Annotated in this window: 18 protein-coding genes; 8 read left to right on the top strand and 10 right to left on the bottom strand. The window is 63.5% G+C overall.

Features of this window, described 5'->3' with window-relative positions; translation table 11 throughout:
• Positions 1-79: 79 nt before the first annotated feature.
• Both NFR87_RS07325 and NFR87_RS07320 read right to left on the bottom strand, forming a co-directional pair.
• Positions 80-1,006 (bottom strand): AEC family transporter, encoded by a 927-nt coding sequence (locus NFR87_RS07325; RefSeq protein ID WP_251448474.1) that lies wholly within the window; start codon positions 1,004-1,006, stop codon positions 80-82.
• 147 nt (positions 1,007-1,153) lie between these two features.
• Positions 1,154-2,674, bottom strand: a complete 1,521-nt coding sequence (locus NFR87_RS07320) for a YifB family Mg chelatase-like AAA ATPase (RefSeq protein WP_251448472.1) — start codon at positions 2,672-2,674, stop codon at positions 1,154-1,156.
• Positions 2,675-2,959: 285 nt separating this feature from the next.
• Between NFR87_RS07320 and NFR87_RS07315 the strand changes: the two genes are divergently transcribed.
• On the top strand, positions 2,960-3,334 hold the full coding sequence (locus tag NFR87_RS07315) for a RidA family protein (protein ID WP_251448470.1): 375 nt from the start codon (positions 2,960-2,962) through the stop codon (positions 3,332-3,334).
• Between the two features lie 111 nt (positions 3,335-3,445).
• Here NFR87_RS07315 and NFR87_RS07310 read toward each other — a convergent pair whose 3' ends face one another.
• On the bottom strand, positions 3,446-3,787 hold the full coding sequence (locus NFR87_RS07310; protein ID WP_251448468.1) for a hypothetical protein: 342 nt from the start codon (positions 3,785-3,787) through the stop codon (positions 3,446-3,448).
• Between the two features lie 256 nt (positions 3,788-4,043).
• Here NFR87_RS07310 and NFR87_RS07305 point away from each other — a divergent pair, with 256 nt between their 5' ends.
• Entirely contained in the window at positions 4,044-6,290 is a 2,247-nt protein-coding gene (locus NFR87_RS07305; protein WP_251448466.1) for a YcdB/YcdC domain-containing protein, read from the top strand.
• A gap of 218 nt (positions 6,291-6,508) precedes the next feature.
• Positions 6,509-7,681 carry a stage II sporulation protein P gene (spoIIP, locus tag NFR87_RS07300; protein ID WP_251448464.1) on the top strand — a complete coding sequence of 391 codons (1,173 nt, stop codon included), beginning with the start codon at positions 6,509-6,511 and terminating at the stop codon, positions 7,679-7,681.
• A gap of 1 nt (position 7,682) precedes the next feature.
• Here the strand turns inward: spoIIP and gpr are convergent, their stop codons facing one another.
• A complete protein-coding gene (gpr, locus tag NFR87_RS07295; RefSeq protein ID WP_251448462.1) occupies positions 7,683-8,555 on the bottom strand; it encodes a GPR endopeptidase in 873 nt (290 codons plus the stop codon).
• Between the two features lie 207 nt (positions 8,556-8,762).
• Here gpr and rpsT point away from each other — a divergent pair, with 207 nt between their 5' ends.
• From rpsT to NFR87_RS07275, 4 genes are all read left to right on the top strand, one after another.
• Entirely contained in the window at positions 8,763-9,026 is a 264-nt protein-coding gene (gene rpsT, locus NFR87_RS07290; RefSeq protein WP_251448459.1) for a 30S ribosomal protein S20, read from the top strand.
• A 105-nt stretch (positions 9,027-9,131) separates the two neighbouring features.
• Positions 9,132-9,998, top strand: coding sequence for a YihY/virulence factor BrkB family protein (locus NFR87_RS07285; RefSeq protein ID WP_251448456.1), 867 nt, complete (start codon positions 9,132-9,134; stop codon positions 9,996-9,998).
• A complete protein-coding gene (locus NFR87_RS07280) occupies positions 9,991-10,485 on the top strand; it encodes a GNAT family N-acetyltransferase (protein ID WP_251448453.1) in 495 nt (164 codons plus the stop codon). Before NFR87_RS07285 ends, NFR87_RS07280 begins: the two co-directional genes overlap by 8 nt.
• A 112-nt stretch (positions 10,486-10,597) precedes the next feature.
• Positions 10,598-11,563 carry a stalk domain-containing protein gene (locus NFR87_RS07275; protein WP_251448450.1) on the top strand — a complete coding sequence of 322 codons (966 nt, stop codon included), beginning with the start codon at positions 10,598-10,600 and terminating at the stop codon, positions 11,561-11,563.
• A 63-nt stretch (positions 11,564-11,626) separates the two neighbouring features.
• Here the strand turns inward: NFR87_RS07275 and lepA are convergent, their stop codons facing one another.
• The 6 genes from lepA to ybaK form a co-directional block, all read right to left on the bottom strand.
• Positions 11,627-13,438, bottom strand: a complete 1,812-nt coding sequence (lepA, locus tag NFR87_RS07270; protein WP_251448447.1) for a translation elongation factor 4 — start codon at positions 13,436-13,438, stop codon at positions 11,627-11,629.
• A gap of 25 nt (positions 13,439-13,463) precedes the next feature.
• Positions 13,464-14,168, bottom strand: coding sequence for a cysteate racemase (gene cuyB, locus NFR87_RS07265; protein WP_251448444.1), 705 nt, complete (start codon positions 14,166-14,168; stop codon positions 13,464-13,466).
• Positions 14,169-14,178: 10 nt separating this feature from the next.
• Positions 14,179-15,396, bottom strand: a complete 1,218-nt coding sequence (locus NFR87_RS07260) for a carboxylate--amine ligase (RefSeq protein WP_251448442.1) — start codon at positions 15,394-15,396, stop codon at positions 14,179-14,181.
• Between the two features lie 47 nt (positions 15,397-15,443).
• On the bottom strand, positions 15,444-17,681 hold the full coding sequence (locus tag NFR87_RS07255; protein WP_251448440.1) for a RelA/SpoT family protein: 2,238 nt from the start codon (positions 17,679-17,681) through the stop codon (positions 15,444-15,446).
• An 18-nt stretch (positions 17,682-17,699) separates the two neighbouring features.
• Positions 17,700-19,763 carry a single-stranded-DNA-specific exonuclease RecJ gene (gene recJ / locus NFR87_RS07250; protein ID WP_251448438.1) on the bottom strand — a complete coding sequence of 688 codons (2,064 nt, stop codon included), beginning with the start codon at positions 19,761-19,763 and terminating at the stop codon, positions 17,700-17,702.
• Positions 19,764-19,887: 124 nt separating this feature from the next.
• Positions 19,888-20,364, bottom strand: coding sequence for a Cys-tRNA(Pro) deacylase (gene ybaK, locus NFR87_RS07245; protein WP_251448436.1), 477 nt, complete (start codon positions 20,362-20,364; stop codon positions 19,888-19,890).
• Between the two features lie 150 nt (positions 20,365-20,514).
• Here ybaK and NFR87_RS07240 point away from each other — a divergent pair, with 150 nt between their 5' ends.
• Complete coding sequence (locus NFR87_RS07240) at positions 20,515-21,924, top strand: glycine--tRNA ligase (RefSeq protein ID WP_251448434.1); 1,410 nt, start codon at positions 20,515-20,517, stop codon at positions 21,922-21,924.
• Positions 21,925-21,978 lie beyond the last annotated feature (54 nt).

Genomic DNA, 21,978 nt, shown 5'->3' with positions numbered 1-21,978 from the left:
CTGCGGGAATATCGTCCATTTTAACATGGAACGGTGGAAAAAGCTACGGAAAAAGGAAAAAAGTCGAACCAGTGCCGGCTTACAGGGCCAGCGCCTCCGCCAGGACTGTCATCACCGGCAGGGAGAAGATGCTCAGAAGGGTGGACAGACTCACCAGCTGGGCCGCATGCTCCACATCCCGGCCATATTGCTCGGAGAGCATACTGGTCAGCCCCGCCGAGGGCGCGCCGCCCAGGATGACGGCGGCGATGTAAAAGGTGGCGTCCAGCTTTAACGGCAGGAGCACCAGGGCGGTGAGCAGGGGCATGAGCAGCAGCTTCACCGCTGTGGCGGCGTAAAGCTTTTTCTCCCGGAAGGTACGCAAAAGGTCGGCCCGGGCCATCTGGGCGCCGATGACCACCATGGCCAGCGGGGTGTTCAGATTCCCGATGTAGCCGATCCCCGCCCCGATGGGCCCCGGCAGGGCGGTGCGGGTCAAAAACAGGGGCAGGCCAATGGCCACCGCCACCAGTCCCGGGCTGCAGATCACCTTCCGGGGGGAGAGGACTTCCCTGCCCCCCATCATGGCTACGCCGTGGGTAAAAATACATACGTTGAAGATCACCATGGCCATGACCCCGTAGATCAGCCCCCCCTTCCCCAGCACCGCCTCCACCAGAGGCAGCCCGATAAAGCCGGTGTTGCCGTAGATGGCGCCAAAGCGCAAGGGGGCCTGGAGATCCCGTTCCTCCTTCCGGAAAAAGAGATAACCGGAGAGGATGTAAAACACAAAACAGCCCACCATGGCCAGGGTGCCGATGCCCAGGGTGCGGAGCATCGCCTCGTCCCAGTCGGTCTGAAAGGAGTCGATGATGACGCAGGGAGTGGCGAAGTAGACCAGCAAGGTGGACATCTGCTTGGTTCCCGCCTCGTTGATCTTATCCAGCCTTCCCAGCAGGTAGCCCACCGCCATGAGGAAAAACAGGGTGGACACCTGGCTCAGCACCACAAAAAACCGCTCCAGCATACTCCAAATTCACGACCTTTTAAGGAAATCATCCAATTCAGCGGATTATTTTACCATATCAGAGCGCAAAAAGCTATAAAAATCGTAAAGTTCCATCCTTTTATAAAGGCGGAGCGCCGTGGGAAGAGACGGCGGCCCCAGCGGCTTTTATCCCTTTGCCAGCCAGCCGGAGGCCCGGTACTGGAGGGCCTCCGCCAGGTGGACGGTCTCGATCTCCGCCGCGGCGTCCAGATCCGCGATGGTGCGGGCCACCCGCAGAACCCGGTCGTAGCTGCGGGCAGTGAGGCCAAGCCGTTCAAAGGCGCCCTTCAGAAGGGCCTGGCAGCTCTCGCTGAGGGGGCACAGCTCCTCGATGTCCTTTCGCGTCATCTGGGCGTTGCAGGAGATGCCCTCCGCCCCGAAACGCCGGGTCTGTACTGCCCGGGCGGCGTCCACCCGCTTTTTGATCTCCGCCGAGCTCTCCCCGGTGGGCCTGTCCGCCAGGGTCTCGAAGTCGGGGGCCTCCACCTCCACGGTCAGGTCGATCCGATCCAAAAGCGGCCCGGAGATCTTCGCCTGGTACTTCTCCACGTCCGCCGGCCGGCACTTGCAGCGGCTACCGTGGCCGTACCAGCCGCACTTACAGGGGTTCATGGCGCACACCAGCATGAACCGGGCGGGGAAGGTCTCGCTTCCCCCGGCCCGGGTGATCTGCACCCGCCCCTCCTCCATGGGCTGGCGCAGCACCTCCAGCACATCCTTGTGGAATTCAGGCAGCTCGTCCAAAAAGAGCACTCCGTGGTGCGCCAGGGAAATTTCGCCGGGACGGATCAGCGGGGCGCCGCCCCCGGCCATGCCCATGGCGGAGAGGGTGTGGTGGGGGGCGCGGAAGGGCCGCTGGGTGAGCATGGGGCGCTCCTTGTCCGTCTTGCCCAGCACCGACCACACGGCTGTGGCCTCCAGGGCCTCCCGCTCCGTCAGGGCGGGGAGAATGGAGGGCAGGCGCTTGGCCAGCATGGACTTGCCCGAGCCCGGCGGGCCGATCATCAGCAGGTTATGGCCTCCCGCCGCGGCGATCTCCAGCGCCCGCTTCACGTTTTCCTGGCCCTTTACGTCGGCAAAGTCCAGAGCGCTCTCCCCGCTCTCCGCCGGCGTCCACGCCGGGGCGGGCGCAATGGGCCGCTCTCCCCTCAGGTGCTCCACCAGCTCCTTCACATGGCCCACCGGGTAGACCGTCAGTCCCTTGGCCAGCGTGGCCTCTGGAGCGGAGTCGGCGGGGACGAAGAGGGCGGTGAATCCCGACGCCCTGGCCCGCAGGGCCATGGGGAGCATGCCGGGCACCGGGCGCACCGCGCCGGACAGGGACAGCTCCCCCAAAAAGGCGGTCTTGGGATCGGGCGCCGGGAGCTGGCCGTTGGCGGAGAGAATGCCCACCAGAATGGGCAGGTCGTAGACCGTGCCCCCCTTTCTCCGGTCGGCGGGGGCCAGGTTGACCGTGATACGGGACACAGGGAAGGAGAAGCCGCAATTCTTCACCGCCGCGCGCACCCGGTCACGGGCCTCCTTCACCGCCGCGTCGGGCAGGCCCACGATCTCAAAGTTAGGCAGGCCCCCGGACAGGTCGCACTCCGCCAGCACCTCGTAGCCCTCCACTCCGTGAAGACCCAGTGAGCGCACCTGGGACATCATAAAACCACCCCCGTCTGTTTCTCGTGCCGCGGTGCAAGCGCGGCCTTTTGCTCCGCTTATTCAAAGTTATTGTACCACAAGGGCACAGAAGATTCCCTAAGCTCCCTTTGCTCGCAAAGCGAATCTATTGTACCATACCCAGGCATATTTTTCCACATTTCCCGTGCCCCTTGGAAAAATAAGGCCAAAAGAACCGCTCCATGCCTTGCTTTTTTCTGTAATTCCGGTATAATGGAAAAGAAGCTAAATTTTCTGCCATTACCAATTCTAAGGAGGAACTTCATCATGAACAAGACCATTGCTTCCGCCAGCGCGCCCGCCGCTGTGGGCCCCTACTGCCAGGCCAAGCTGTGCGGCAACACTCTGTACACCTCCGGCCAGCTGGGCCTCATCCCCGCCGAGGGCAAGCTGGCTGACGGCATCGAGGGCCAGGCCCACCAGGCTCTGAAGAACCTGGGCGCCATCCTCAAAGAGGCCGGCATGGACTACTCCGACGTGGTCAAGACCACCTGCTTCCTGGCCGACATCAAGGACTTCGCCGCCTTCAACGCCATCTACGCCGAGTACTTCAAGGGCGAGGTGCCCGCCCGCTCCTGCTTCCAGGTGGGCGCTCTGCCCATGGGCGGCCTGGTGGAGGTCGAAGCCATCGCCGTAAAGTGAGCTGATCCCCTTTTCTGAAAAAAGCCCGCCGGGAGCGCTCTCCCGGCGGGCTTTTTATACGGGTGCGAAGGGGCCCGGCTCTCCGCCTACAAGGCCCCTGCCAGAGGAGGCTCAGACCAGGCTGAAAAAGGCCAGCGCCGCGGAAAGGCTCACCAGCGTCACCGCCAGGGTGGCCGCCAGCTCCAGCCGCTCCATTCCACGCTCGGGCCGGGGGGCGGGCTCCCGCTCCACATCGGCGGCGGCAGGCGCCCAGCGCGCCTCCGTTTCCTCCTCCCCGGCGGCCTCGGTCAGACGCTTCCAGGCCGTCTTCCGCTCCAGCTTCTGGCGGCAGCGGGCAAAGTCCAGCACCTCTCCGGCCGGCTTGGGGGCGGGAGCGGGGACGAAGGTGACCAGCTCCTCACCGCCGGAGACCTTGATGCGCCGGGCCTTCAAATTATAGTAGACTGTATCCATTTGGAGTACCTCCTCTGTTTGAGTGACCCCAGTATAACGGGGAAGCAGTCCCATAAATCGGACTTTCATCCCCCTGGTGATTTTTTGAAACAATCGAACGCTTGTTCTTTTCCAAATATACAACGTTTGTTCGAGTTTGTCAAGAGACTTTTCTGGAAAAAAGACGTAATTTTTTGAAAAAGCAGGAAACTTTTTTGCCTTTGCTCCGTCTAAAGGGAGCAGATGGGCAAAAGGCCCAAAAAGGGAGGAACGAGCCATGAAACTGCGTAAACTGACTGCCGCTGTTCTGGCGGCGGCGCTGGGGCTTTCCCTGTCCGCCCCGGCTCTGGCCGCCGACGCCGCCGACGTGCGGCTGACCAAGGTGACCCAGGCGGTAAAAGCCACTTTGGACATCGGGGATGAATATGAGAGCTTTTCCGGCGAGCCCACCGAGACCATGCTGGGCACCCAGTGGACGCTGAGCTGGGAGGCCGAGGGCAAAAGCCTGAACGTCTCCGCCACCGACGAGGGCAAAGTCCTGTCCATGAACCTGTGGGGGGAGACCGTCCAGCCCGACCGGGAGGAGCAGGGCCCCGCCTTCCCCGACTTTACCTACGCCGACGCCAGGAGCCAGGCTGAGGCCTTCCTGGCCCGGGTGCTCACCGAAGGGGAGGCCGCCGTCTTTGACGGGGAGGAATCCGGCGCCTCTCTCAACGCCGCCGCCTACTATTTTTACGGCGGCATCACCCTCAACGGCCTGCCCTCCCCTCTGCGCTTCAATCTGCGGGTGCGGACGGCGGACGGAGCTGTGACCTCCTTCCGGCGGGACGATGTGTCCGAGTATGTGGGCGGGCTGCCCGCTGCCCAGAGCTCCACCGCCGCCGACAAGGCCGCCGCGCTGCTTAGGGACACCATGTCCCTGCGGCTGGAATACGTCCGGGCCGAGGGGGAGGAGAACAGGGCCGTGCTGCGCTGGCTGCCCAACTCCACCGACGACTTTTACGTGGACGCCGCCACCGGCAAGCTGGTGAACCTCACCGAGCTGCGTGATCAGCTGCGCACGGGCGAGGCCGGCACCGGTGCCAGCAAAAACACGTTCACCACCACCGCCCCGGAGGCCGCCGCCGACAGCAGCCTGAGCCAGGCTGAGCTGGAGGGCATCGCCAAGCTGGAGGGGGTTCTGGATCAGCAGACGCTGGACGGGAAAGTCCGCGTCTGGACGCAGCTGGGCCTCACCGGCTTTGAGCTGACCGGCGCCAGCTACCGGGTGGAGCAGAAGGACAGCGGCGTTTATCCCATGCCCATCGCGATCACGGAGGGCGTGGCTGTGGCCGGGGCCGCCGGGGAGGCCGCCGAGGCTGAGACCGGGGCCGCCGCCAAGGTCACCGCCACCCTGACCTATGCAAAGAAGGCCGGGGACAGCATCTCCCGCCGCACCGTGACCCTGGACGCCAAGACCGGCGAGCTGGAGTCCATGGGCGGCTACAACGCCTACGATGAATCCGCCGTGAAGGTCGGCCTCCAGGCGGCCCGGAAAAACGCCGAGGCCTTCCTGACGCAGCTGTGGGGCGAGCAGTTCGCCAAGACCGAGCTCTACGAGTCCACCGAGGTGGAGACCTGCTCCCAGGCCCACTGGTTCACCTTTGACCAGAAGGTCAACGGCTACTTCTTCGCCCCCAACTCCATCACTGTCCGGGTCTCCGCCGAGGACGGCTCCATCATGGGCTTCAGTAAGAGCTTTGACAACGAGGTGGTCTTTGACGACGCCCAGGGTCTCATCTCCGAGGCTGACGCCGTGGCCGCCTGGTGTGCCAGCTACCCGGTGGAGCTGAGCTACATCGCCGTGCCGGTGAAGCTGGATCTGATGGGCCCCGAGGCCAAGCCCCTCATCAACGCCGGCTTCAGCTATTACAACACCTTAAAGCCCGGCTACGCCCTGGGTGACCAGGACGCCTGGTACCTCGGCGTGGACGCCAAGACCGGGGCGCTGGTAAAGCCCAGCTATGACTCTACCGCCCCCGCCATGACCTACGACGACATTGCGGGCCACTGGGCCCAGACCGCCCTCAGCGAGCTGGCGGAGTACAACGTGGGCTGGTTTGGCGGCCAGGCCCGGCCCGACGCCCAGCTGACCCAGCTGGACTACATCGTCCTGCTGGCCAGCGCCGACGGCTACGCCCTGGATCTCAGTGACGAGGGGGCGGCGGACGATCTCTATTCCTACGCCATCCGCCGGGGCCTGCTTGCCAAGGAGGAGCGGGAGGACGGCAAAGTCCTCTCCCGGGGCGAGACGGTGCGGATGCTGCTGAACAGCCTGGGTTACAGGCAGGTGGCCAATCTGCCCGGCATCTTCCGCTGCGACTTTGCCGACGCCGACGCCATCCCCGCCGCCGAGCTGGGCTATGCCGCTCTGGCCCAGGGTCTGGGCATCGTCCACGGGGGCGACGGCCTGGATTACGCCGCCGGGCGCACCGCCACCCGGGCGGAGGGCGCCATGATGCTGTGGCAATACATGAAGCGGTAAGTTTCGCCTCTGCAAAAAAGTACCCGCCTCCATCTGGAGGCGGGTACTTTTTTACATGTTATGGATTAGAGGAATAACATCGGCCCGCACTCTGCAGCGGATCTATCTTACCCGGCCCGGTAAGCCGGCCGCCTTTGACGTCAAAATATCTTGAAGCATATCCCGCCCCGCCGCCGCATAAAGTGAATTGCATTATCCGGCACGGGGAGGGACAAGCGATGAGAAGGATCCATTGGGGGCGGCTGCTGCGGCGGTCACTGTCCTTATGTATGGCCGTTCTGGCGCTCTGGCTCCTGCTTTTGGGGGTGGGGGCCGGGGCGGCGGAGCGCAGTCTGGAGGCGCTGGGGCAAAACGAGGACTTCGTCACCGCCGCTCTGCGCCTGGAATTGGGGCCGGCGGGCCAGGAGAGCCTCCCTTTCTGGCAGCGGCTGGCGGTGGGGCAGTCCTCTCTGCTGGAGGCCAACCCACCCAAGCACTCAGAAACTCCGGAGCCCCTGGAGAGCGCTCCCCTTCCCAATGCCCAGCCCGCCCCCGACCACGACGACATGACCGAGGAGCCGCCTCCCGCCGCCAGTGAGCCGGGGGACGTGGTGGAACGGACGCTGATCCCCACCACCACCCAGGGATATGTCACCGGCGCGGGGCTCTACCTCTATAACCGCACTGACTTGTCTGTGGATCTGGCCGCTGTGGCCCAGGCGGATCTGTGTTTCTCCCTAGCTCCTGCCGAGGCGGGGCCGCAGATCCTCATCATCCACTCCCACGCCACCGAGGCCTATACGCCCCAGGGGGAGGACACCTACGTCCCCAGCGACAACAACACCCGCACCACCGACGAGCGGTACAACATGCTTCGGGTGGGGGACGAGATGGAGCGGGTGTTCACCGAGATGGGCCTGTCCGTCCTCCACGACCGGGAGCTCTACGACTATCCCCAGTACAACGGCTCTTACACCCGCTCCGGCCCCGCGGTGGAGGCCTATCTGGCGCAATATCCCACCATAAAGCTGGTGCTGGACGTCCACCGGGACGCCCTGGTGGGCAGCGACGGCACGGTATATAAGGCGGTGACCGCCATCGACGGGGCGAAGACCGCCCAGGTGATGCTGGTGGTGGGCAGCGACGCCGGGGGCACTGAGCACCCCCACTGGCAGGAAAACCTGGCTCTGGCCGCCAAGCTCCAAAAGGGGCTGGACACCCTCTACCCCACCCTGGCCCGGCCCATGACCCTGCGTCAGTCGGCCTACAACCAAAACCTGCTGCCCGGCTCTCTGCTGGTGGAGGTGGGCAGCCACGGCAACTCCCTCCAGGAGGCACTGGCCGGCGCCCGGGCCTTCGCCCGGGCCGCCGGAGCGGTATTCCTGGGCCTGGTGCGGGAGAGCGTGGGGTAGCTCACTCCAAAAGGGCCTCCAGGTCGGTCAGAGTCAGCTCGCTCTGAAGGGCCAGGGTCACGCCGTAGGCAATGACCTTGGCCATATCCTCCACCCGCTGGTCAATGTCCCGGGGGGTCACCATCAACGTGGAGCCGGGGATCGTCCGGGGGTCGATGCCGCTGCCCGCCTCCTCCAAAAGGTCGGCGCAGAGGGTGGCCCCGTCCACCACGGTGGGCACTCCCACCGCCAGAACGGGGACTCCCAGGCTCTCGGCGTCCAGGGAAAAACGGTGGTTGCCCACCCCGGAGCCTGGAGAAATGCCGGTGTCGCAGACCTGCACCGTGGCACACAGCCGCTCCACCTTTCGGGCGGCCAGGGCGTCGATGGCGATGACAGCGGCGAGCGCCAGCTTGTCGGATACCGCCCGCACCAGCTCGGCGCTCTCCATGCCGGTGCTGCCCAGCACCCCCGCCGCCAGGGCGGCCACGGGGCGAAACGTCCCAAACTGGCTGGGCGCCAGCTCCACCAGATGGCGGGTCACCAGAACCCGGTCGGCGGCCCGGGGGCCCACCGCGTCGGGGGTGATGGCCCGGTTGCCCAGGCCCACCACCAGCACCGGGGCCCCGTCCGAGGGCAGGAGGGGGGCCAGGATGCTCCGAAGGGCCTCTACCGCCCGGGGGAAGGCGTTCTCCTCCCGTTTGGCCAGGGCGGCCAGATCCAGGGTGTGGTATGTGCCCTCCGGCTTTCCAATGGCCTTAGCCCCCTGGGCCGAAGTGACCCGGACGGTGGTCAGGGGCCAGCCCTCCCGGACGGTCTCCTCGCTCTCCACGCCAGGCGGCGTGCCCGCCAGATCCCTGGCCTCCAGGGCCAGATCGGTGCGTATCATGGACATGATATTCCCTCCCGTCATGATCGAGCGGCCCAAGATATGGTGCCGCAAAATTTTCGCCGGCACTATTTTTTGCGAAAAAGGCCGCGCTATCCAAAAAAGCCCGGAAATTTGAAAATAATTCTTGCAATTCCTTGCCGGTTCTGCTACAATAGAAACTCGCAACGGGTGAATTATGTCCCGAAATCGTCATCGGAGGAGGTGTTTGGTTTGCCGAACATTAAGTCTGCCAAGAAGCGTGTTCTGGTGAACAAGGCAAAGGCCCTGCAGAACAAGGCCGCGCGTTCCGCGCTGAAGACCGACATCAAGAAGTTCGAGGCCGCGGTGGCGGGAGGCAACCGCAGCGAGGCCGAGGGCGCTTACAAGGTCGCTGTCAAGGCGGTGGATAAGGCCGTCGGGCACGGGATCCTGCATAAGAACAGCGCCGCGCACAAGAAAAGCGGCATGACCCTGAAGCTCAACAAGCTGGCTTGATCCGGGTCACTCATGGAACCGCCTGCGCTGAGCAGGCGGTTTTTTGTTTGCCCCAAAGGGGCGGCAAAGGATTTCCGCGCCAAGCGGCTGAAAGGGGGATGAGATATGGCGAGAAGGTTCCTGGGCTTCGGCCTGGACGTGGTGGGTCTGTACTTTGACAAAAAAGTCTCCCGCTCGGCGGCGGAGCTGGCCTACTTTCTCATCCTCTCCTTTTTCCCCGCCCTGATCTGTATCAACGCCATTATCGGCACCCTGGACTTGGACGTGGCCTCCCTTCTGGAAAAGGCGGCGGTCATCATTCCGGAGGCAGCCCTGTCGGTGCTCACCGAGTATGTCCGCTACATCACGGTAAACCAGTCCCGGGCCCTGCTCACCGGCGGCATTATCATGACCCTGTTCTCCGCCTCGGCGGCCATGCGCTCCCTGATGGATGTAATGGACGACATCTACGAGCGCAGAAGCTATACCGGGCTGTGGCAGATCGTGGCCAGCGTGGCCTTTTCCGTGCTGTTCCTGCTGACCATCTACCTGTCCCTGGTGGTGGTGCTGACAGGCAACTGGTTTTTCCATCTGCTGGAGGAGCTGATCCACCGGGTGCCCCGGCTCTCCGAGGTACGCCTGCCCTGGGACTGGCAGTGGATGCGGTTTTTGATCCTGTTCTGTCTGGTACTGGTGTTCGTGCTGCTGCTCTACCGGGCCACCGCCCTGAAGGGGCGGCCCCGGGCCCCCATCTTCCGGGGGGCGCTGCTCGCCTCCGCCGCCCTGGTTCTGGCGTCGGTCATTTTTTCCTACTTCATCGGCCTTTCTTCCCGGTACTCCCTGGTATACGGGTCGTTGGCCTCGGTGGTGATCCTGCTGGTGTGGCTTTATTTGTGCGGCAACATTCTTATTTTAGGCAGCTGCTGCAACCGGGTGTGGTATGACCGGTTCCGGCGGCGGCGTCCGGAACAGGAGGGAAACAGAAATGAGTAAATTGGATATCCGCCCCATTCGCAAAGAGGAATACCCCCAGGTGGTGGAGCTGATCCGCCAGGTGATGCTGGAGGTCAACATCAAGGACTACGACGAGGCCTATCTGCAGGAGTATGTAAAGCGGTACGACGACAGGGAGCTGGCCGCCTTCGTGGAGTCTCCGGGATGCCACTTTTACGTGGCCTACCTGGACGGCGAGCTGGCCGCCTGCGGGGCAGTGGCCCCCTCGGAGGAGATGCGGGGCGCCATGGAGATCCGTTCGGTCTACGTCCGGCCCGATGTGGAGGGCATGGGCATCGGCCGGGAAATAATGGCCGTTCTGGAGGGCGACAGCGCCTTCCTCACCGCCCGCTGGGTGGTGGTCTCCGCCTCCATCACCGCCCACCCCTTCTACGCCAAGCTGGGCTATACCTATGTGGGCGGAGAACCGGTGCTGGAGGAGAACGACCACTATTGGATGGAGAAATTCCCCAAGCGGAAAAAGTGAGATTTTTCCAAAAATTTTTTCTTTTTTCGGGAACTTTTTTGGTTTCCCGCCGTCCAAAGCTCGTCTGCCCGTTATTCGGGCCTACATCAACATGCAAAAAGGAGTTTTTTACATGAATTTGAAGCGTATCACCTCTGCCGGCCTGGCCCTGGTCATGGCCGCCTCCCTGGCCCCCGCGGCCCTGGCTGAGGACGAGCCTCTGCTCATCGCCCCCACCCCCACGGCAGGTATGCCCCAGGTGGAGGTACCCGCCCCCAACGGCGGCTATGGCACCCTCATCTCCATTAACGGCGCCGCCCTGGAGTCCTTTGACTTCGACCGGGATGTGCCCGGCTGGGGCAGCCAGAGCGTCACCTGGAAGATCAGCGAGCTGGACGCCGTCCCCGCGGGATACGTGCCCATGCGGGCCATCGTCCAGGCCGACCACGGCAGCTGCTACTGGAGCGAGGAGGAAAACCAGAGCTGGTTCAGCCTGGGCGAGGCAGAGATCACCGTCCTGTTCGACGACCTGTCCGTCAAGGTGAACGACGAGGTCGTGGAAGGCGTCTCCGCCGTGCTGCGCAGCGGGGTCACCTACCTGCCTGTCTCCATTTTCGAGGGCCTGGAGGGTTATGCCGTGGTGGACAACTCCACCGAAGAGGCGGAGAGCTATGAGATCAGCACCCCCAACGGCACGCCTATTGTGAAGCTGGCCTATGAGCTGATGGAGGTCGCCGGGATCGGCATGGGCATGAAGTCCTCCCCCGCCGAGCTGGAGGAGTTCTACGGCGAGAGCACCGGCTTCAAGGCCGAGTTCGTCACCGAGGGCGTGGCTTTCCTGCCCATGATGACCAGCCCCGACACCCTGGTGATGGGCAAGTTTGCCGAGGGCAAGGAGAAGGATTTGGAGGAGAGCTTTGAGGCTTACCGCAAGCAGCAGGAGGCCACCTTTGAGTGGTATCTCTCCCACAACCTGCCCAAGGTGGAGAACGCCAAGTTTGTGATCGGGGGCGAGTGGTTCCTGTTCCTCATCGCCGAGAACGCCGACGAGGCCGTAGAGCAGTTCAAGACCGCCGTCCAGGAGATGGACGCGCAGTAAAACTACGCGAAAAATAGACAAGAGCGCCCGCTCCCTTTTGGGAGCGGGCGCTCTTGTCTGCGTTCAGTTCTCCTCGTCCAGCTTGAGCACTGCCATGAATGCCTCGGTGGGAATCTGTACTGTTCCCAGGGAACGCATCTTCTTTTTGCCCTCTTTTTGCTTTTCCAGCAGCTTCTTCTTCCGGGTGATGTCGCCGCCGTAGCACTTGGCCAGCACGTCCTTGCGCATGGCCTTCAAGGTCTCCCGGGCGATGACCTTGCCGCCGATGGCGGCCTGGATGGGCACCTCGAAAAGTTGGCGGGGAATGTTTTCCTTCAGCTTCTCGCACAGCTTCCGGGCCCGGGGATAGGCCTTGTCCCGGTGAGCAATGAAGGAGAGCGCGTCCACCTGGTCGCCGTTGAGGAGCAGATCCACCTTTACAAGCTCGCTGGGCCGGTACTCGGAAAGCTCATAGTCTAAGGAGGCATAACCCTTGGTTCGGGCCTTCAGAGTGTCGAAAAAGTCGTAGATGATCTCCCCCAGGGGCATCTGGTAGTGGATCTCCACCAGGTTGGTGTCCAGGTACTGCATGTCCTTGAACTCCCCACGCCTGTCCTGACACAGGGGCATGATGTTGCCCACATAGTCGGGCGGGGCAATGATGGAGACCTTGGCGTAGGGCTCTTCCGCCAGCTGGATGGAGCCGGTCTCCGGATAGTTGTGGGGGTTGTCCACCATGACCACACTGCCGTCGGTCTTGGTGATGCGGTAGATGACGCTGGGCAGGGTGGTGATGAGATCCAGGTCAAACTCCCGCTCCAGCCGCTCCTGAATGATCTCCATGTGGAGCATGCCCAAAAACCCGCACCGGAACCCGAAGCCCAGGGCGGCGGAAGACTCCGGCTCAAAGGACAGGGACGCGTCGTTGAGCTGCAGCTTTTCCAGCGCGTCCCGCAGGTCGGGGAACTTGGAGCCGTCCTCGGTGTAGATGCCGCAGTAGACCATGGCCTGGGCAGGGCGGTAGCCGGGAAGTGCCTGGGCCGCCGGGCGCTGGGCCTCGGTAATGGTGTCGCCCACCCGGGTATCCTTTACGTTTTTAATGGAGGCGGTGAGATACCCCACCTCCCCGGCGATCAGCTCCCTGCAGCTCTCCATGCCCAGGGGCAGCAGGTGGCCGCACTCGATGACCTCATACTCCGCCCCCGAGGCCATCATCCGGATCTTCATGCCCGGACGGAGGGTGCCCTCCACCACCCGGAAGTAGACGATGACCCCCCGGTAGGCGTCGTACTGGCTGTCGAAGACCAGGGCCTTCAGCGGAGCCTTGGGATCCCCCGTGGGGGCGGGGATGTTTTTCACCACATCCTCCAGCACCGCCTGGATGTTGACGCCCATTTTGGCGGAAATTTCCGGCGCGTCCTGGGCGGGGAGGGCGATCACGTCCTCGATCTCCTGCTTGACCCGCTTGGGGTCGGCGGCGGGCAGGTCGATCTTGTTCACCACCGGGCGGATCTCCAGGTCGTGCTCCATGGCAAGGTAGGTGTTGGCCAGGGTCTGGGCCTCAATGCCCTGGGCGGCGTCCACCACCAATATGGCTCCCTCGCAGGCGGCCAGGGAGCGGGAGACCTCGTAGTTAAAGTCCACATGGCCCGGGGTGTCGATAAGGTTGAGGGCATAGGTCTCCCCGTCCAGGGCCTTGTAGGAAAGGCGCACCGCCCGGGCCTTGATGGTGATGCCCCGCTCCCGCTCCAGATCCATGTTGTCCAAAAGCTGGGATTCCATCTCCCGCTGCTCCACCGCTCCGCACAGCTCAATGAGCCGGTCGGACAGGGTAGACTTTCCGTGGTCGATATGGGCGATGATGGAAAAGTTGCGGATCTTACTTTGATCTGTCATAAAGAAATACCTCCACAAGGGGATCTCAGGGATTTTTCAGCGGATAGCCGCACGCCTCCACGCACCGCCGGGCCAGCACGTCCATGGCGTCCACGCACATCTCATCCACCGGGTGCCAGTCCTTGTAGGCGGACAGCTCCGTACAGGCCAGTACCACATGGTCGCAGCCCGCGGCCTTCAACTCCGCCGTCACGGCGTTGAAGCTCTCCTCGCTGCCGGGGAGGCCCCTTTTGATCTCGTCGTAAATCAGGCCCATGACCAGCTTCTGGGCCTGGGGGGAGGGAGAGACCGCCTCAATGCCCTGCTGGGCCAGAGCCGCGTGGTACAGGCCCATTTTGATGGTGCCGTCGGTGGCCATGATCCCCACCCGCCTGGCCCCCATGGCTTTCAGAGCTTCGGCGGTCTCGGCGATCATATTCACCGCCGGGACTTTCAGCTCCTTTTCAAAAAAGGGGAGAAAGGCATGGGCGGTATTGCAGGTGATGGCAATGGCGGTGGCCCCCCAGTCCTCCAGGCGCCTGGCGTCCTCCAGGAGCTTGGCCCGCACCGGCCCCACCTGGCCGGAGAGGAGGGCGGCGGTGCGGTCGGGCATCTCCGTATCGCTGAGCAGGAGGGTGGGCAGGTGCTCCTGGTCGCTGTGGGCGGCAGTACAGTCGACGACCCGCTGATAGAACAGCAGCCCCGCCTGAGGGCCCATGCCGCCGATGACCCCTAATTTCCCTTTTTCCATACTATTCCTCTCAGTCCTTCGGCTTTTCCATGCTGGAAGCGTACCAGCCGAACTGCCGGCGCTGGATCCGGTAGAGCCGCAGCTTGTGAATGAGTGCGCCGTCGGCGGCGTACCAGAGGGGGTTGACGTAGGCCCCCGCCCGCTCCAGAGCCTTCATCTCCTCATGGAACCGCTTGGGGATATAGTCGTAGGCCACCTTTTTGGGAATGGCCATCCACAGGTGGCGGTTCTGGGTCAGCACCGGCTCAGGCTGGCTTTTGTGCTCCACCCGATCCTCCACCAGGAACTTTGCCAGGTTATAGCCCGCCCCGGTGACATAGTAGTTGCTCCGGCCCTGGCGGCAGTTGATCTCAAAGGCCTTGAACTTCCCGTCCCGGGGGTCGAATTTGATGTCGAAGTTGGAAAAGCCCACGAAATGCTCCCCCTCCAAAAAGCGGCGGAAGGTGTCGTAGAGCTCTCCCCCCGGCTCGGTGATAATAACGGCGTGGTTGCCGATGCCGTGTCGGGTGTGCTCCTCCAAGAGGACATGGCCCAGGCACATGAGGCGCACCTTGCCGTCGGCGCCGGAATAGCAGGTGAGCACCCGCATATTCTCGTCCCCGCCGGGGATGAAGTCCTGAATGATGAGGGAATCTTCATAGCCGTGGCCGTAAATATCGTCGATTACCCGGTCTACCTCCTCCCTTGTCTGGAGGACGTAGGCCTTTTTTTGGGTGTCGAAGGGGTGGTCCCAGTAGGTGGCGGACTCGGCGGGCTTCACCACGAAGGGGCCGGGGAAGGGCAGGTCGAAATCGTGGCCCATCTCCTTTTTGTAGACAAAGGTGGCGGGGTGGTCGATGCCGTACTGCTCGCACAGGGCGTAGAACCGCTCCTTGTGGATCAGGCCCTCCATCTGCTCCAGGGGGACATAGGGGGCCACCACGTTGGGGGGGTATTTGCCCAGGTTGTCGGCGATGGCGGTGAGGTAATTGTCCCCGCAGCCCAGAAGGAGGATGGTCTTATCCGGGAACTGGGCCGAGACATGGCTTGCGTTTTCCAGCACCTTCTCGGGCCTGTCGTTTTTATCGCTGACCCGGTAGTCGATGATGGCGCTTCCGTAGCAGGGGCCGGAGGGGTACATGCCGTAGGCCACGGTTCTGACCCCATAGGCCTCATGGAAGGCCCGGGCCATGGAATAGACGTTGATATCCGCCCCCAGCAGCAGGGGGACAAAGGACTGATCCTTCATTGGTAAGCCTCCAAAAGTGGAAGATAGGCCCGCAAGGGGCATTTTGTTTAACCAACGGTGCGCTTGACCTGGTAGACGCTTTGAATTTGGGAGAGTTTATTGATAATGTTCATCAGCTCGTTTCTGTCCCCCACCTCCGCCACCACGGAAATGACGGCGTAGCCGTCCGACATGGCCCTGGCGGAGAGGCTCTTCACCTTTACCTTCGCCGCCGACAGCGCCATGGCCACGTCCAGGGTCAGGCCGTCCCGGTCCTTGGCGGAGATCTCCAGGGCGGTGGAGTAGCCGGGCAGGTCGCCCTCCACCCACTCCACCTTTACCCAGCGGCCCGCCTCCTCCGGCTTGCGGGTCTCCACCCGGGCGTTGGGACAGTCGGCGCGGTGGACAGACACCCCGAAGCCCCGGGTGATAAAGCCCATCACCGGATCCCCGGGTACGGGGGTGCAGCACTTGGCGAACTTCACCAGGCAGTTGTCCAGGCCCTCCACAATGATGCCGGACTGGGAGTGGCGGGCCTTCTCCCTGCCGCCGGCAGTCTGTGCGGCGGAGGCGGGCATGATGACCTCGTCCCCCGTGGTGGCCACCAGCTTTTCCGCCGAGAGCTTGTCGGCCAGGGCCTTGTCCTGGCGAACCAGCTCGTCCCGGATGCGGGCCACCGCCTTCACCGCGGAGGCGCCGCCGTAGCCGATGGCGTTATAGAGCTCGTCCAGGGAGTTGAAGCGCACCTTCTTGAGCAGAATGGGCAGGTTGGCCTCCTCGGTAACGTCGGCCAGGGAGACCCCCTGGTGCTTCAGTTCCGACTCGAACAGGGCCCGGCCGGTGGCGATGTTCTCCTCCCGGCGTTCCTTCTTGAACCACTGCCTTATTTTGTTCCGGGCCTCGTTGGACTTGCACAGCTTCAGCCAGTCCCGGCTGGGGCCGTGGGCGGTCTTGGAGGTGATGACCTCCACGATGTCGCCGGACTTCAGCTCCGTTTCAAAGGGCACGATGCGGCCGTTGACCTTGGCCCCCGTCATGCGGTTGCCCACAGCGGAGTGGATGGAGTAGGCAAAGTCGATGGGGGTGGCCCCGGCGGGGAGGCTCTTCACGTCCCCCTGAGGGGTGAAGACGAAGACCTCGTCGGCGAACATGTCCACCTTCAGGGTGCGCACGAACTCGTCCGGGTCGGCGTCCTGCTGTGACTCCAGCAGCTTGCGCACCCACTCGAAGGCCTCCTCGGTGCCCAGCTGGTCGTTGGCCATGCCCTGCTTGTATTTCCAGTGGGCGGCGATGCCGTACTCGGCGGTGTTGTGCATCTCCTCGGTGCGGATCTGCACCTCGAAGGGGATGCCCTCCCGGCCGATGACGGTGGTGTGGAGGGACTGGTAGCCGTTGGGCTTGGGGGTGGAGATATAGTCCTTGAACCGGCCCAGCACGGGGTTGAACATATCGTGGATACAGCCCAGCACGTAGTAGCAGGTGGGCACGTCGGAGACGATGACCCGGAAGGCGTAGAGGTCGAAGATCTCGTCCAGGGTCTTCTGCTGGGTGTACATCTTGCGGTAGATGGAGTAGATATGCTTGACCCGGCCGTAGACCTGGCAGTGGATGTTCTCCTCGGCCATGCGGCCCTCGATCTTCTTCTGGATGCTGCCCATAAACTCCTCGTGGACGGAGGAGCGGGCGGAGAGCTCGTCGGCGATCTCCTTGTATCCGATGGGGTCGAGGTACTTTAAGGATGTGTCCTCCAGCTCCCACTTGATGCGCTGCATACCCAGGCGGTGGGCGATGGGGGCGTAGATCTCCATGGTCTCCAGGGCCTTCTCCCGCTGCTTTTTGGCCGACTGGTACTCCATGGTGCGCATGTTGTGGAGCCGGTCGCAGATCTTGATGAGGATGACCCGGATGTCCTTGGCCATGGCCATGAACATCTTGCGCAGGTTCTCCATCTGCTCCTCTTCCTTGGAGGTGTACTGCATCTTGGTCAGCTTGGTGACCCCTTCCACCAGAAGGGCCACCGGCTCGCCAAACCGCTTGGCGATGTCCTCGTGGGTGGCGTTTGTGTCCTCAATGACGTCGTGGAGGAGGGCGGCGATAATGGAGTCAGTGTCCAGCTCCAGCTCGGCCACGATCTCGGCCACCGCCAGGGGGTGGATGATATAGGGCTCCCCGCTTTTGCGCAGCTGGCCGGAGTGGGCGCTGTCGGCAAAGGAAAACGCGTCGAAAAGCCGGCGGACGTCCACGGTGGGGTTGTAGGCCCGCACCTTGTCCTCCAGCGCTTGATACCGTTCCAAAATGGGATCCATACCCGATCCCCTCCTCTCTTACTCCCCCGCCATGCGGCGCAGCAGGCGCATCAGCTCCGCGCTCTCCAGATCCACCTTTCCCCCATCCTCCCGGATGCGGATGCGCAGGTGGTCGGTGGCGCGTTCCACCTGGATGAGTCCCCGGTCGTGGAACACCGCAAGGCACACCTCGGTGCGCATAAAGGTCTCCCGCACGCCGCAGGAGCGGGCCACGTTCCGGGCCAGCCGCTGGGCGGTCTCCTCAATGGCGCCCTCTCCCTGCCGGGAGCGGAGGTACCGCCACAGGTTGGCAAACTCCTGCCGGGTGGGCAGCAGGGCCGCCGCCTCCCCGGCCGTCAGCGGTTCCCCGGCCATGAGCCGGCGGAACAGCTCCTCCTCCGCCTGGGCCCTCGTCCGGGCGGGGCGCAGGTCGCAGACCTGGAGCTGGACGCTGCGCCAGCCCCGGTACTCATTGATCTGAGGATAGAAGCACACGTCCACCCGGTCGGTGCGGTCGATGCCGGCGCCCTCCGCTGTGGCGGAGAAAAAGATGGCGTCCAGCCGCTCCTGTCCCACCGCCAGCTTCAGCTTCATATGTTTCCCATTTCCCACCTGGGTCAGTCCCGCCAGGCAGCACCGATCCAGACGGAACACCGGCTTGGGGTTTCCGGGGCCGTAAGGCTCCAGCAGGGAGAGCCCCTCCACCTCCTCCTGGGTGAGGAAGGAGGCGTCGGGGAGGACGCAGTCCACCGTCAGTGCGGTGACCGGCTCCTCCCGCCGGGCCTGGCGGGTCAGCTCGTTGACCCGGGTGCGAAAGGCGGGGATATTTTCCTCCAAAATGGTGAAGCCCGCGGCCAGCTCGTGACCTCCGTAGGTCTCCAGCAGGTCGGCGCAGCCCTCCAGCAGGGCGAAGAGGTTCATCTCCCCGTAAGAGCGGCAGGAGCCCTTGCCCCGGCCCTCGCTGAGGCAGATCATAAAGGCGGGCACGGCGTACTTCTCCGTCAGGCGGGAGGCCACGATGCCCACCACCCCCTGGTGCCAGTCGTCCCCGGAGAGCACCAGCGCGTCCCGCTCCCCCGCCGGAAGGGCGTCCACCAGCAGGTCGCACTGGGAAAAGATCTTCCCCTCCAGCTCCTGGCGGCGGCGGTTGAGCTCGCACAGCTCTCTGGCCAGCTCCCCGCCCCGCTCTTTATCTTCGGTGAGCAGCAGCTCCAGGGCCACCTGGGAGCAGCCCATGCGCCCGGCGGCGTTGATCCGGGGGGCCAGGGTATAGCCCACCGAAATGGAGCTGAGGGCCTTGCCCTCGGCCCCCGCCTCCCGCAGAAGGGCCTGAAGGCCGGGCCGGGGCGTGTTGGGCAGGGCGGAAAGGCCCCGGCGGACAATGGTGCGGTTTTCCCCCGTCAGGCGCATCACGTCGGCCACAGTGCCCAGGGCGGCCAGATCGGCACACCGGGCCAGAAGCTCCTCCTCCCTGGCCTTCCCGGCCAGGGCCATGCACACCTTCAGGGCCACCCCAACGCCCGCCAGATGGGGGAAGGGATAGGGGCAGTCCGGCCGGTGGGGATCCACCACCGCCACCGCGTCGGGCAGCGCGTCCTTGCACTCGTGGTGGTCGGTGACGATCACGTCCAGGCCCAGGGTCTTGGCGTATTCGGTCTCCTCCACGGCGGTGATGCCGCAGTCCACAGTGACCACCAGCTTCACGCCCTCCCCGGCCAGCTGCTCCATCGCCCCCCGGTTCAGGCCATAGCCCTCCTCCAGCCGGTTGGGGATATAGGGGATGACCGTTCCCCCCTCGCCGCGGAGGAACCCGGTGAGCAGGCAGGTGGCGGTGATGCCGTCCACGTCGTAGTCGCCATAGACCGCCACAGTCTCCCCCGTCTCTATGGCCTGCCGCAGCCGCGACACCGCCTTGTCCATATCCTTCATGAGCAGCGGATCGCACAGGGGCTCCTCCTCATAGAGGAACCGTCTCGCCTCCCCGGGATCACCGAGGCCCCGGGCGGCAAGGACTTTGGCGCACAGCGCCGGGATCCCCGCCCGGTGCAGAGCTCCCTCGTCTCCCCCCGGCGCGGGGGGCTCATTCCATTGTCGATACCTCATGGGCGTCCCGCCCTCCGAATTGCAAATTATCTTTTATTATATCAAATTCAAACAGCAGAAACAATATGAGCCTGCCAAAAAAGTTCCGGCGGAGCTTTTTCGGCGGGCTCACACAGCGTCCCATTCACTTGCTCACCGGGGCGAAAAGCGCCCCTACAAATTCCGCCAGAGCCTGAGGAGACAGGGTCACCTGCCGGCCCACCCGCCCGGCGGAGACTGTCATCCCGGTCAGGCTTTGGGCCGAGGCGTCGATGACGGTGTTAAACCGCTTTTTCATGCCGATGGGGGAGCAGCCCCCATGGACATAGCCCGTCAGGGGCAGCAGCTGGGCCTGCTTGAGCATCTCGACGGACTTCTCCCCCACCGCACGGGCGGCGGCCTTCAAGTCCAGCTCCTTTTCCACCGGCACCACGAAAACATGGTTGCGCTTGGAAGCCCCCACCGTCACCAGGGTCTTGAAGCAGCTTTCCGGGGCCACCCCCAGCCGCGCGGCCGCCGTCACGCCGTCCAGCGCGCCGTCGGATACATCGTACTGATGAGGCGTATAGGGGATCTTTTTCTGGTCTAACAGCCGCATCACATTGGTCTTATCCTCGGTCATGACAGTTCCCTCCCTTTTTCTTTCCCGTGCATTATAGTCCATTCCCGGGAGAAATTCAAACCTCTATGTGCCAAGAAAACCTTGACGCAGAGGGCAAAAGGTGGTAATGTTTACCCACCGAACCGCAACACAAATAAGGAGTGTTTTCCCATGAATCACAGCGACAAGACCATGGAGATGATCGTCAATCTCTGCAAGGGCCGGGGCTTTGTCTATCCCGGCAGCGAGATCTACGGCGGTCTGGCCAATTCCTGGGACTACGGCCCTCTGGGCGTGGAGTTCAAAAACAATGTAAAAAAGGCGTGGCTGAAGAAGTTTGTCCAGGAGAGCCCCTACAACGTGGGCCTGGACGCCGCCATCCTCATGAACCCCCAGACCTGGGTCACCACCGGCCACGTGGCGGGCTTCTCCGACCCCCTGCTGGACTGCAAGAGCTGCAAGGCCCGGCACCGGGCCGACAAGCTCATCGGCGACGCCCACCCCGAGGTCAATACCGACGCCATGGACTTTGACCAGATGGACGAGTTCATTGCCGGGCATGACGATGTGCTGTGCCCCATGTGCGGCAAGCACGACTTCACCCCCATCCGGAAGTTCAACCTGATGTTCAAGACCCAGATCGGCGTCACCGAGGACTCCTCCTCCACCGTCTATCTCCGGCCCGAGACCGCCCAGGGCATCTTCCTCAACTTCAACAACATCCAGCGCACCACCCGGAAGAAGCTGCCCTTCGGCGTGTGCCAGGTGGGCAAGGCCTTCCGCAACGAGATCACCCCGGGCAACTTCACCTTCCGCACCCGGGAGTTCGAGCAGATGGAGTGCGAGTTCTTCTGCGCCCCGGGCACCGACCTGGAGTGGTTCGCCTACTGGAAGGACTTCTGCTACAAGTGGCTGCTCTCCCTGGGCATCAAGGAGGAGCACCTGCGCCTGCGGGATCACGAGCCGGCGGAGCTGGCCTTCTACTCCCGTGCCACCACCGACATCGAGTACGCCTTCCCCTTCACCGACTGGGGGGAGCTGTGGGGCATCGCCGACCGAACCGACTACGACCTGGGCCGGCATCAGGAGGCCAGCGGCAAGGATCTCACCTACTACGACCAGGAGAAAAACGAGCACTTTGTCCCCTACGTCATCGAGCCCTCTCTGGGCTGCGACCGGGTGGCGTTGGCCTTCCTGTGCGAGGCCTATGACGAGGAGGTGGTGGACGCGGAGAAGAACGACGTGCGCACCGTGCTGCGCCTCCACCCCTTCCTGGCCCCCTTCAAGTGCGCCATCCTGCCCCTGAGCAAAAAGCTCTCCGAGCCTGCCCGGAAGATCTACGACGAGCTGTGCAGGGACTTTATGGTGGACTTTGACGACGCCGGAAGCATCGGCAAGCGCTACCGCCGCCAGGACGAGATCGGCACCCCCTTCTGCGTCACCGTGGACTTCCAGACCGTGGGAAGCGACACCGAGGAGGCGGACAACTGCGTCACCGTCCGGGAGCGGGACAGCATGGAGCAGGTGCGCATCCCCGTGGGCGAGCTGAGGGACTACATCGCCAAGCGGGTAGCCTTCTAAACGTCCCCTGTTTTTCAGCAAAAACCGCCCCTGCCGGTACCGGCAGGGGCGGTT

Origin of the sequence: Vermiculatibacterium agrestimuris, from assembly GCF_943193085.1 — a bacterium.
Classification (GTDB): Bacteria; Bacillota; Clostridia; order Oscillospirales; family Oscillospiraceae; genus Vermiculatibacterium; species Vermiculatibacterium agrestimuris.
The sequence above is the reverse complement of the archived record's forward strand: the minus strand, read 5'-3'. Positions and strand labels throughout refer to the sequence as shown.

Coding starts and splice junctions, on each gene's coding strand:
- NFR87_RS07325 (WP_251448474.1), bottom strand. CDS start 1,006: ATGCTGGAGCGGTTTTTTGTGGTGCTGAGCCAGGTGTCCACCCTGTTT.
- NFR87_RS07320 (WP_251448472.1), bottom strand. CDS start 2,674: ATGATGTCCCAGGTGCGCTCACTGGGTCTTCACGGAGTGGAGGGCTAC.
- NFR87_RS07315 (WP_251448470.1), top strand. CDS start 2,960: ATGAACAAGACCATTGCTTCCGCCAGCGCGCCCGCCGCTGTGGGCCCC.
- NFR87_RS07310 (WP_251448468.1), bottom strand. CDS start 3,787: ATGGATACAGTCTACTATAATTTGAAGGCCCGGCGCATCAAGGTCTCC.
- NFR87_RS07305 (WP_251448466.1), top strand. CDS start 4,044: ATGAAACTGCGTAAACTGACTGCCGCTGTTCTGGCGGCGGCGCTGGGG.
- spoIIP (WP_251448464.1), top strand. CDS start 6,509: ATGAGAAGGATCCATTGGGGGCGGCTGCTGCGGCGGTCACTGTCCTTA.
- gpr (WP_251448462.1), bottom strand. CDS start 8,555: ATGTCCATGATACGCACCGATCTGGCCCTGGAGGCCAGGGATCTGGCG.
- NFR87_RS07285 (WP_251448456.1), top strand. CDS start 9,132: ATGGCGAGAAGGTTCCTGGGCTTCGGCCTGGACGTGGTGGGTCTGTAC.
- NFR87_RS07280 (WP_251448453.1), top strand. CDS start 9,991: ATGAGTAAATTGGATATCCGCCCCATTCGCAAAGAGGAATACCCCCAG.
- NFR87_RS07275 (WP_251448450.1), top strand. CDS start 10,598: ATGAATTTGAAGCGTATCACCTCTGCCGGCCTGGCCCTGGTCATGGCC.
- lepA (WP_251448447.1), bottom strand. CDS start 13,438: ATGACAGATCAAAGTAAGATCCGCAACTTTTCCATCATCGCCCATATC.
- cuyB (WP_251448444.1), bottom strand. CDS start 14,168: ATGGAAAAAGGGAAATTAGGGGTCATCGGCGGCATGGGCCCTCAGGCG.
- NFR87_RS07260 (WP_251448442.1), bottom strand. CDS start 15,396: ATGAAGGATCAGTCCTTTGTCCCCCTGCTGCTGGGGGCGGATATCAAC.
- NFR87_RS07255 (WP_251448440.1), bottom strand. CDS start 17,681: ATGGATCCCATTTTGGAACGGTATCAAGCGCTGGAGGACAAGGTGCGG.
- recJ (WP_251448438.1), bottom strand. CDS start 19,763: ATGAGGTATCGACAATGGAATGAGCCCCCCGCGCCGGGGGGAGACGAG.
- ybaK (WP_251448436.1), bottom strand. CDS start 20,364: ATGACCGAGGATAAGACCAATGTGATGCGGCTGTTAGACCAGAAAAAG.
- NFR87_RS07240 (WP_251448434.1), top strand. CDS start 20,515: ATGAATCACAGCGACAAGACCATGGAGATGATCGTCAATCTCTGCAAG.